The sequence below is a fragment of the Parasphingorhabdus sp. genome (assembly GCF_036963805.1).
Classification (GTDB): domain Bacteria; phylum Pseudomonadota; class Alphaproteobacteria; order Sphingomonadales; family Sphingomonadaceae; genus Parasphingorhabdus.
Genome location: NZ_JBALUN010000017.1, coordinates 17957 through 28835, shown reverse-complemented (window position 1 = coordinate 28835; position 10879 = coordinate 17957). Strand labels below are relative to the sequence as shown.

General features: G+C 47.6%; 9 protein-coding genes. 3 read left to right on the top strand and 6 right to left on the bottom strand.

All coding sequences use genetic code 11. From position 1 onward, the window contains the following. Positions 1-87 precede the first annotated feature (87 nt). A complete protein-coding gene (locus V7676_RS17535; protein ID WP_335660890.1) occupies positions 88-969 on the bottom strand; it encodes a 3'-5' exonuclease in 882 nt (293 codons plus the stop codon). 526 nt (positions 970-1495) lie between these two features. Continuing rightward, positions 1496-1708: a hypothetical protein gene (locus V7676_RS17530; protein WP_335660889.1), complete on the bottom strand. Its 213-nt coding sequence runs from the start codon at positions 1706-1708 to the stop codon at positions 1496-1498. Between the two features lie 549 nt (positions 1709-2257). On the opposite strand from V7676_RS17530, the gene V7676_RS17525 reads away from it, so the two are divergent. Continuing rightward, positions 2258-3220: a LysR family transcriptional regulator gene (locus V7676_RS17525; RefSeq protein WP_100093763.1), complete on the top strand. Its 963-nt coding sequence runs from the start codon at positions 2258-2260 to the stop codon at positions 3218-3220. A 21-nt stretch (positions 3221-3241) separates the two neighbouring features. Here the strand turns inward: V7676_RS17525 and V7676_RS17520 are convergent, their stop codons facing one another. Then, entirely contained in the window at positions 3242-3613 is a 372-nt protein-coding gene (locus V7676_RS17520) for a DUF983 domain-containing protein (RefSeq protein ID WP_159645592.1), read from the bottom strand. Between the two features lie 344 nt (positions 3614-3957). Here V7676_RS17520 and V7676_RS17515 point away from each other — a divergent pair, with 344 nt between their 5' ends. Further along, positions 3958-4887, top strand: a complete 930-nt coding sequence (locus V7676_RS17515; RefSeq protein WP_201295655.1) for a DMT family transporter — start codon at positions 3958-3960, stop codon at positions 4885-4887. Between the two features lie 276 nt (positions 4888-5163). Here V7676_RS17515 and V7676_RS17510 read toward each other — a convergent pair whose 3' ends face one another. Both V7676_RS17510 and V7676_RS17505 read right to left on the bottom strand, forming a co-directional pair. Beyond that, positions 5164-5379, bottom strand: a complete 216-nt coding sequence (locus tag V7676_RS17510) for a hypothetical protein (protein WP_335660888.1) — start codon at positions 5377-5379, stop codon at positions 5164-5166. Positions 5380-5475: 96 nt separating this feature from the next. Beyond that, positions 5476-5949 carry a hypothetical protein gene (locus V7676_RS17505; RefSeq protein WP_335660887.1) on the bottom strand — a complete coding sequence of 158 codons (474 nt, stop codon included), beginning with the start codon at positions 5947-5949 and terminating at the stop codon, positions 5476-5478. Between the two features lie 1162 nt (positions 5950-7111). Here V7676_RS17505 and V7676_RS17500 point away from each other — a divergent pair. Beyond that, positions 7112-7843: a hypothetical protein gene (locus V7676_RS17500; RefSeq protein WP_335660886.1), complete on the top strand. Its 732-nt coding sequence runs from the start codon at positions 7112-7114 to the stop codon at positions 7841-7843. 679 nt (positions 7844-8522) lie between these two features. Here the strand turns inward: V7676_RS17500 and V7676_RS17495 are convergent. Then, positions 8523-10850 (bottom strand): EAL domain-containing protein, encoded by a 2328-nt coding sequence (locus tag V7676_RS17495; protein ID WP_335660885.1) that lies wholly within the window; start codon positions 10848-10850, stop codon positions 8523-8525. Between the last annotated feature and the right edge of the window lie 29 nt (positions 10851-10879).

Genomic DNA, 10879 nt, shown 5'->3' with positions numbered 1-10879 from the left:
TCCATTCACTTCGGAAGCTCAAATTCACTTTCAATTTCATTGTTCTCCGGGCAGCTTTTTGGCTGCCCGTTTCTTAAACTTTAGGATTCAGCGGTATCGTTCTAGCCATGTGATTGGCTCGATATGCGGCGTGCCCGAAAACGGCTTTAACGCCCGCGCATACCAAGCCTCTTCTGCCTCGCGCTGATCATGCGGAACCTCTGTCCACCAAACTTTGCCATTCCAGCGCCAGCCTCGATCTTTTATGATCTGGCGATAATCATATGGCAATCCGCGCGCTTCAAACAGCCACGTGTCGCGGCGGGCGTTGTCAATTGCTTCGCCCAAGGCAGTTTTGCCGGAGGGCGTGACAAAGGTTAGCAAATTGGTGAGACTGATCACGTCATCCATTGCGCGGTGCTTGACCGGATTAAACATCCCTGCCTGCATCAGCAGATGATCAGCCTTGGCTCCATCGAAGCCCCAGCCAGCCCAATCGCAATCGCGCATGGAGCAGATCCATGGTTTTGCATCAAGATCCGGGAGCAGTCTCTCGACAAATCGCCGATCATGAAAGCTATTGTGGGCGCAGATGGCATCCATCTCATTCAGGCGTGCAGCAATACGCTCAGGGTTTATAGTCTGGCTGGCCAACATTTCGTCAGTCAATCCGGTGAGCTGGACGATCTTTGGCGACAAGGGAACGCCAGGATCTTGCAATGACTTCCCGGCGCTTTTGATCCTGACAATTCGTCCCTTTGCATCGACGATGACAAATGCGACGGCAATTTCGATCACGACATCGCGAATGGGATCAAGACCAGTGGATTCTGTATCTAGGATTGCAACATTCATCAGTGGTTCGACAGGGTCTGCAACTTCCGGCCATTCGCCGAATGGCGTGACACGGTGTAGGATCCGAACTTTATCTTGTTCGGTTCCAGGCGGGTGACCCGTCGGCGAATGTCCAGTGGTGGTCTTTATATTCATGATATACCTCTTGGTAGGAGGCTGGCCGACGGAAACTTTTTTCCATCTCATTTCCAACCTCAAAACCAAGGCTTCAGCCGGAAGTGTTTTTCTTTGCTCGCGGATACGATGCGCCAGTTTTCCCAATGTGGATCCATGCGTAGTCAAACTGAAAAGCGGTCGATACGCAGGGGCGCCTGAGCGATGCGGCTTTAAGTGCACTCTTTCCTCATACCACTCATTCTGGCAATGAGAACAGAATGGGAACGCCGATTCTACCTTCAATTTACAAAACTGTTTATATGATGAAGCAGAATAGCGTGAATATTAGCGCCGCTTGTCCAAAATGCGGGAATTGGTTCAAGGTCAATCTGGACCATCTAATTCAAGCGAAGGGTCCAATGTTCTCTTTAATCGAGTGCTATCCACCCTGTAAGCTGTGGAACTGTGACGGGAAGCTGAACTTCATGATATCCCCATCTTCGGGAACTCCGATGCTACCACTTCACAGATGGTCTACAAAAGCCACCAGAACCGCAAAAAAGATCTAACCGAATACCAATACTACTATCAAGACCTCTGCTGTTATCGTTAACGCCAAGCCACCAAGCCAGTATGGAAGCCCCATTTGAAACCTTGCGGTCTTTTCGCGTTCCTGAACAATCATGGCTTCATCCCGAATGATATATTCCGTTCGCTCATTTCTTTCATGGTTCGGAACAGACATGGCTCTACCTTCCGCAAAATCGCGCTTATTCATTTCTATTTTTGAAACAATCTCTGGAACAGCTTATAACCCGAGGGCGACGGCACTCCAATATGTAATACCGGCCGCGACGTAGGCGAGTGAAAAATTACCTACATTACTCTTGCATGGCTCTCATCTGGTTACGCTTGGCCACAATGCTGTCCGTAGCGATAATGACCCAAAAGATACAGAAGGCTTAGCCGCGCCCAGAAATGATCGTTGCTTTAAGTGACGTCTTCCGATGGACGCAAAGAAGGCATTAACGATCAACAAAGTTAATGACCGTAAATGGGCCGATTGCGGACTGTCCGGTTCTGGATAGCCAGCCCAACTAGCGGACATTAAACGCGGAGCGATTGTAATGTCAGCTTCCGCCGCAATCCCGGCCACTCCTGAGGTGTTTGCGTCCGCTCGAAAGTGGACGCGATCTTCGTGCGTTCAAAGTGAGAAAAGTCCAAGACCCGCTACGATTTCATCCTTAGTCTGCTCGCTGATCTCCCGGCCCCGCTAGCCCAAACTTGATTGTTGACTTAATATCATCAAACGTAAACATGCTATTGTATGGATTCCATTGGAGAAATGTCGGTTTTCGCTGAGGTCGTGCTAACAGGAAGCTTCGTTGGCGCAGCGCGGCGGTTTGGACTTACCGCTTCTGGTGTAAGCAGAAAGATTAGCCGATTTGAGGAACGGCTTGGTGTCCGATTGTTTAACCGGACAACGAGAGCCTTGTCTCTAACTGAGGCCGGTGAGGCATTGTTCGAGCGCTGTGAGGGGATACTCCAATCTATCGATGACGCTGAGAGCGCAGTCCGCGACTTAAGTGGCAATCCAAGAGGAATATTGCGGGTCGCTGCATCCGATGCATTCTCAATGCACGTTATTGTCCCGTTCTTGAAAACCTTTTCTCAAAACTTTCCAGACCTTTCCATTACCCTGATGCAGGCTGATGGTGGGATTAATTTACTCGGCGAACGAATTGATGTCGCTATTCTTTTTGCGAAGCCTGACGAAAATTCATTCATTATCCGCAAGCTTATCGATGATCCTTGGGTCGTCTGCGCGTCTCCTGACTACCTAGAGCAACATGGCACGCCAGCTTTGCCCAGCGAGCTGTCTGAGCATCGCTGCCTAACCATACACGCAAGAGGCACCACAAATGACCAATGGAAATTTGGAACTGATGGCAAAATTGAGACGATATTTATCGAGAGCAATTTTTCAGGAATAGGCCTCACAGTTAAGAAAGCGGCATTGCAAGGAATGGGCGTCGCGCGTTTGGCGCATTTCCTGGTTAGCGATGATTTAGCCGCAGGACGGCTCAAGCCGCTGCTCATGAACAATGTCATTCAGGACGACCGTGCTATATTTGCTGTCTATCCAAACCGCCAACATTTACCTTCGAAATCACGGGTTTTTATCGATGGATTGTCGAACTATATCGAAAAAACATTGATTGTGCCTGCTCCCACAATGAAAACCGATGATACTAAATTGTGTCCGCAACCCGATAGCGCGACAAAATAAGCTTGTCGTAAAACCCGTCCGTCAGCTTGCTACAGATCCTTCACCCGAATTATGTTCAATCTGTAAATTCAGCAATATTGCCTTAACTGGTGGAAGAAGAAGTAAGCAAACTATGACCCCTGTTAAAATACCGATTATGAATGCGATTGCTTTGGCGATCCAGCTATCGAATGACAGGATTGCAACAAGGATTAACGGTGTGATCACAATCATTGTAAAGAAACCAACGAAAAAAGCTGGGCCGTCGGCGGTATCGGCAACTGTTAAATCTAATCCGCAGTTTGGGCAGCTATCGTAGAATTTTAGATAGGATCTGAATAAGCTTCCTTTTTCACATGCCCCGCACTTGAGCCTAATTCCTGATTTGATAAGCTCGCTAGTCTCATGTTGCATGCTTGTATCCTTATGAAATAACATATTTGCTGACGCCCCGTCATCGATCTGAGCATATTTGTAGGTCGCGGGATATCTCCAGCCGGTGGTAATATAGAGATGGAATTGGCCTGCACCTATATTGCAAGCAGCATGACATTAGTGACAAATAGTCATTAATATCCTGTCCAATAGCTTATGCCGCTACACTGGCCATCGAGCCCATAACTGGATAACAGATGAATCATTAGTGGGCATAGACTGTGATTGGATCAGGAAGCTTAGCCATCGAGAAACAGGCGGAAATCGGCCAATTGGCAATCGTCGATCCTGTCATCAAATCGAAATATTAAATTGGGCAAACTGTGACCATCAAAAACGTAAGCGATCATAATGAAAACTTGTTTGGTAGCATTTGGATGGTCGTTGGCATGGCCATTTTTGCGATAGAGGATGCATTTGTCAAAGCGGCGGCTGTTACACTACCGGTCGGTCAGATTCTCATCATGTTTGGCTTAGGCGGGGCGTTCATATTTGCCTGTGTGATCAAGCTCAACGATGATCCTCTCTTTGTCCGGGAAGTCGTTTCACGCTCTATGCTCGTCCGCGTTTTCTTTGAGGTCGTCGGGCGATTGTTCTACGTGCTAGCCATTGCTTTGATCCCACTGTCGGCCGCTACCGTGATCCTTCAGGCAACGCCGCTTGTTGTCGTGGCAGGGGCGGCATTGATCTTTGGTGAAAAGGTAGGATGGCGAAGATGGACGGCAATCATCCTTGGATTGATCGGGATCGTGATTATCGTCCAGCCAGGGACCGATAGCTTTTCCATGCTTTCAATTTTGGCTGTCGTGGGAATGATAGGGTTCGCGGGTCGCGATTTGGCTAGCCGCGCCGCGCCGGCATCGCTGAGCACGTGGATTCTCGGATTATACGGGTTTTTGTCGATCATTCTTGCCGGGGTTTTGGTGTCCGTTTGGCAAGCGACTTTATATGTCCAGCCTAACTTCGAAATGTCTCTCTATATATTGGGGGCAGTCCTCGCGGGCGTTTGTGCTTATTCGTGTCTGATGAAAGCAATGCGAACGGGTGAGGTCTCAGCCGTTACCCCGTTCAGATATACGCGGCTCCTTTTTGGTATTGCCCTTGGCATTGCGCTCTTTGGTGAACAGTTAAGCCATTCAATGATGGTTGGATCAGCATTGATTGTGATTTCGGGTCTGTTCATTCTCTGGCGAGGAAAACACGCTAAAAAATATGAAATTGATATCAACGGGCAACGAATTTCAGACCAATAACAAAAGGTGCCTAGGCCCGTTAGTATTTGGCGCAAACAGTCACCTTCGACCGATAAAGGAGCATCTGCCTTCACGCATTGTGGCTCTTAAAACAGACAGTCCGCTTTCCACCCAGAAGCGGACATCTCCATTATAGAAAAAACCCCGACGACCGGGGAGGTCGACGGGGCGTTGGAACGGCGGGTCGCGAATGTCGTTCCATCGTTGATACTAGCGCGCAGGCATCTGGTTGAATTGTATAAAATGGACTCGCGGGTCACCACCCAGTTATTGCCATTATGGTGCGACTGCATCGACTTCAGGCAATGACAGCTTCCAGGAACCAGCGTCAGCCTTCGGAATGACGACAATTGGGCGCATTTCAGACCGGCGGCAATTGGGCCGATTGCCGACTGTCCGGTTCTGTGCAGCCGGTCCGACTAGCGGACATAAAACGCAGAGCGATCGAAACGACTGCTTCCGCCCCAGTTGCAGTCGTTCGGACTGGTCCATTATGATATCTGCTTTTGGCGCAAAATCGGATATAAAAAGCGCCGCACTCGATAATTGGCACCCCGATCATTCTGCACAATCGGGGTGCAGATCATTTTATTTCTTTTTCATATCAAAACCGGTGAGGGACAGAAACTTCCACTGACCTCCACTGCGCACCAGCGTTTCGATTGTTCCGTTCACTTCTGTCTCTGGCTTATCGGTGCCGCGCTGGGAAACGAACATGCCCGTATAGTGGACAACTGCGGTATCACCGGTGACCGCGATCGCGACGGGGTGTATCTCGTATTGCAGCGTCTTGCTTTGGCTATCGTTGAAGCGAGCCCATTTCTCCATGGAAGCTTTCCCTTTTGGTATGGGAGACTCAGCGGACCAACTCACCACGTTATCATGAACATATGCATTGGGCCATTTGCCATTTTTGGCCACTTCATCAACATATGAGTCAGTTACGACTTTCCAAACCGCCATTTGCTCTGTGGTCCATGACGGTGTCTGAGCCTGCGCCACAATCGGCGCACTCAATGCCATCGCAATCATCGCAATTGCGGTTAAAATCCTTAATTTCATAAAGGCCCCCTAGTTTAACAATAGGTATCGCGCATCAATATGTGCGATCATACCTTAGAACCGGAGTGGTTCGGCGCGACCCGAACGATCGTCCAAAACAGGACATGGGAAGACTATCACCTACGCTTCAATCTGTCCATGCGGCTGCGCTGGAGATGCTTGATGTCCGCTATAAAATTTCAGCGGTGATTGCAGACACAAAAGCTGCCGTTCGGCTCCCGGACCAAAATCAGTCGTCCGAATACCACATGTCGAATGTCCGCTCCCCACCCAAAAGCGGACCTCTCCATTATAGAAAAACCCCGACGACCGGGGAGGTCGACGGGGCGTTGGAACGGCGGGTCGCAAATACCGTTCCACCACTAAGACTAGCACGTAGGTATTTGGTTGCATTGTATAAAATAGACTCACGTTTATCCGTTCAAACGGCTGATATGTTATCGACTCCTGTCGATCCGGCGAACGTCAGCTTTCCACCGCTCAGCATCCAAAACCTGTCAGTCAGCTATCCACTCAGTTGTTGCCATTCGAGCTTGAATAAGTAGCGCGTGTGAAATGGCTGCTATCAGGCACAATTTTCGACCATGGTAATGGCGGCAATTGGGCCGATTGCGGACTGTCCGGTTCTGGGTAGCCGGCTCAACTAGCGGACATTAAACGCGGAGCGATTGTAATGTCAGCTTCCGCCCCGATTGTGTTGAAAAAGTCGGCCTCTCAGTGGGTCGTGTAATTTCTTTCCATTCAACATCTGCACCGCGACACATCGATTCAATTTTGCGTTAGCGTTGATTCAATTCCGACGACTTTCCGTAATTAAATTTCGTGCTCAGAGTTTTTCAACACAATCCTCCCAAGTTCGGTCGTTCGAACTGATTAGAAGGTATGGGTATGTGCCAAAGGCCGAACTCGAGAAAATCGATTTCCAGTTGAATGCAGGTCGCTATTTCTTGATAAGCGTCATGCTAGTTATCTCAGCGTTGACTTACAGTTCTTCAGTCCGCGCCCTGAAGCTGCACCAACTGACAGGAATGGTGTTTTTGGTTTCGGCCACGATTTATCTGGGGTGTGCATCAATGGGCTATCTAAGTAATTCGTCTTGAGCTATTGTATAATCCGGAATTATGCAAAAATACTAACAGTTGTAAACTAGGCAAATGAAGCGATGATTGAAACAACACCTTTATTGGTTCTTGCCGAGTTGCCTGAAAATTTTGATCTCGACGATCTCAACTTGCCAGAAAATCTTGAGCACATTCTGAAAATCAGAAAAATAGGTAATGAAACTGCAAATCTCAGAGAAGTCATGCTGGACGGTATGTCATTCTTGTTGCGAACGCATGATATCGAGGAAACGCAAGGCTGGATAGAATCGATTTCTCCTAACTTCGTTGGTTTCACACCGCCGGAAATATTCCTCTCGAGCATCGGACTATCGCTAGGAGAAAGCATAGCCGATACATTGCATTTTGGAAAAATTAATCGCGCGCTCATGCTGCTCGGTCAATATATCGGCGATGCAATCGAAGCTGTCGCATTTGCGTGGACCCATGCAGATAACCTTATTGGCGCGGAGTATTTTGGTGAAGCTTTGGACCAATATATGACACATGGAACGTTTCCGGCGTCGGTTCAGATAGCATTTAAGGCTGATGGTCCGGGCAAATTTAAAACTCACGGACTTTCATACTTTGCGGATCAAGAGATCGAACTTGTGACGCCGACCGACTATCCCGAAAAACAGGCCATCGAAGCGATGATACGAATAGTGCACGATATCGGCACGAACGGCAAGTTTGATGGCAAGCTGAGCACTCAGGGAAAAAGACTGGGAGAGCACCCCGCATTTGTTTCAGGCAATGATGCAAGGATTTTGCAATTTTCCCTTCTTCTATGACTCGACAAACGCCCCAAAAACAGGGAAGTCGTTTTTTTCGCTGCCGAAAGGCAATATTAGCAATCATCCAGATGGCTCAACAAATGCGACATTCAAGCTCTGTTTTTGGGTGGATTCACTACCAGATCGACTATTCTAACTGAGCAGGCAGCCGACGGTAGCTACAGATTGCGATGACGGATACTGAGCCAAGGTCTGCCTGTGATAGCAGGCATCGCTAGGCCACTAGTTTTAAGCATTCCAATCACATTTGTATCATTGTGCACTGGGATAGTTCGTCTGGGCGGTGTTGACGAAAAACGAGGATTACAGAACTCCGTTCGCGGCGGCATATACCTGCGACAACGACAGTGGATAAAGGAAAACTTCGCGAAATCAAAGTTCGCCGAGAATTGCAAACAATACCAATAAAAACGGCGGGAAGAACCCGCCGTTTTTCAAATTATTTCGGCTTAAATTAACGCCACTGGTTTGGACCGTAAAGCCATTCCCAAAATCCTTTTGGCGGCTGGTTTTTTTTCTTCGGTTTCATAAACATCTTCCCCGATTAACGATAGCGATCTTGCTACAGACATTAAACTATCTTTAAGGAATATGGTTATCAAGACATTAACCATCAAAGATCGCTAAATGCTTGCAAATAAGGATAACATTTATTGACCGTTGATGAATTGAATAGCTATTTCCGCGTTCTGACAGCCGAAGCGCCGGATATTCTTAACTTATCCCCCGTTATAAAATTGACCGCCGCATCGAGCCCCATGGGTTTTGCGAAATAGTATCCTTGCCCCCCATAGCAGTCTAATGAGCGGAGTAATTCCACTATTTCCTTCGACTCAATGCCTTCGGCAATCACGTCCATGCCCAATGACTTGGCAAGCGCAATAGTCGAGCTCACCAAAACAAAGTCACTCCGGCTTTCTGCGATATTTGCAACGAACGATCTATCTATCTTTAATTCGCTCGCAGGCACTTTTTTAAGATATTCCATAGAAGTCGCACCAGTTCCATAATCATCGATAGATAATTTGAAGCCCGCATTTTGGATTCGCTTCAATACCTGAAGAGCTATATCACCGGTGGAAATCGCCGCCGTCTCTGTGATTTCAAGCATAATGCGCGATGGGGAAATCCCGTAAACGTCAATGATTTCTATAATTCGGTCTGCCAGATCGGATCGCAACAGCAACTTCGCCGAAAGATTAATCGATATCACAAGATTTTCATGTTCTTGGCCAAGTCGAGTTAGAAACTTTGCGGTTTCTGTTAAACCAAATTTCGTGAGATCCCAAACCCGGTCATGTTTTTCTGCCTGCAGTATGAGCTCTTGAATATTCATTGGCCCGTCATCTGGATCGGTCCAGCGCAGCAACATTTCACCACCAATCAAAGACGAATCCGACAAACGGACTTTTGGTTGAAAATTCATAGTGCATTGGTTGTTGGATATCGCCATTTCCAATCGCGAAATCAATGATAGGTCATCACCAACACCCATACTTAGATTTTGTGAATAGCGCATAACACTACGTTCGTTATTTCTGGCCGTTCCACTCGCCATAATAGCCTGCCTAGCCCGGTCCAGAATAGAGCAATCTTCGTTGTCCGAAATTCCGATTGTGCCAATCAAATCAATCGGGTTGCCATCAACATAGATAGTGCGCAGCATAGCGTGCAAGCCTTCGGCTGACTCATCCAATTTGGAACCAGTTATGCCTCTCATCGCTCCTATAACAACACCTTGCCCTCCATAAAATGTGTCAGCCGATTGGAGCTCCATCGCGCGCTTGACGGCATTATAAAATTCAGATGAACGGTCTGAAAGGTTATGCTCGACTTCAGTGATATTGTGACATTTGAACGCAATAAGGCCCGTTATTTCATTCGCAGCAATTTCTTCCAAGGCCTTGAGGTTGGGCAATCCTGATAGTGAATCGGTTTTGCTCATGGAGGAGATATGTTCTTTCATTGCAACGAGCCACCTTAGGGCGCAGCTAGACAGAAACACGAGTATACCAGGAATGATTGCGACCCGAATATTGGCGCTATCGAGAGCATAAGGGACCGCAAGGACTATAGTCAGAAATGAAATACCCGCTAATCGGCTAAAAAGTCGATTTTGTGCCCAGAGAAAACAGGCTCCGGCAATCACACCAAAAATGTAAACCGGCAGAAACCCAAGCTGAATTGGTCTGCCATTAATAAGCGTTTCCGCGGCCGCAATATTGATTATGCTTTTTGGTCTCGTGCCATGTCCAGGAATATTAAAGGCTGGAAATTCCTTTGACGCCGTTCCGGAAATCAAAACGGTCTTGCCGCCAACTAATTCCGGTGCCCAACGGCCGTCGAGTATGTCCACGGCACTAATTATTGGAATAGTGCTCAAATCAATACCGTAGCTGATGGGAAAAATCTCTTCTGAGAGCTGGTAATTACCTGATATTATCGACGCGAGAGAAGGAATTAGCATTCCTTGCGCCTTCACAGCATATGGGGCGTTTACGACCGAGCCGCTGTAATCGACAGAAACATTGGAATTCATCAATTGCGCATTTTTAGAAAAAGTGGCAAGTGGATAAAAATTCGCTATCTTCGAGCCGTTATCAAACGAAAAGCGATGTTGCAGATAAATTTTGTTCTTCGCCGTGTTAATCGCATCGGCCAACGCCGTATCTTCCGCGTCCGTTGTAGCGTCTGATAAATCGATATCCAAAGCAATTTGTTTTGCACCGGCTGCATCAACTGCAGACAGTATTTTCGCAAAATTCGAACGAGGCCACGGATACGCATCGCCAACAGAAAGACTGTTATTATCAATTGCTACAAGAATGACACTGCCCGAAGATTCGACGTTGTGGATCCGATCACGAATTGTCTGCGGGAATGTTTCAACTGGCTGAAAAACGCCACTCACCCCCAAAAATAGTATCGTAGTGGCAAATAACGTAAACAACAACGCTCGCGGTCGTTGTGCTAGATTTATCAAGTTTCGGTCGAAATTTGGCATAGAAATTATTGCTTTCAAAACCGCTTTGA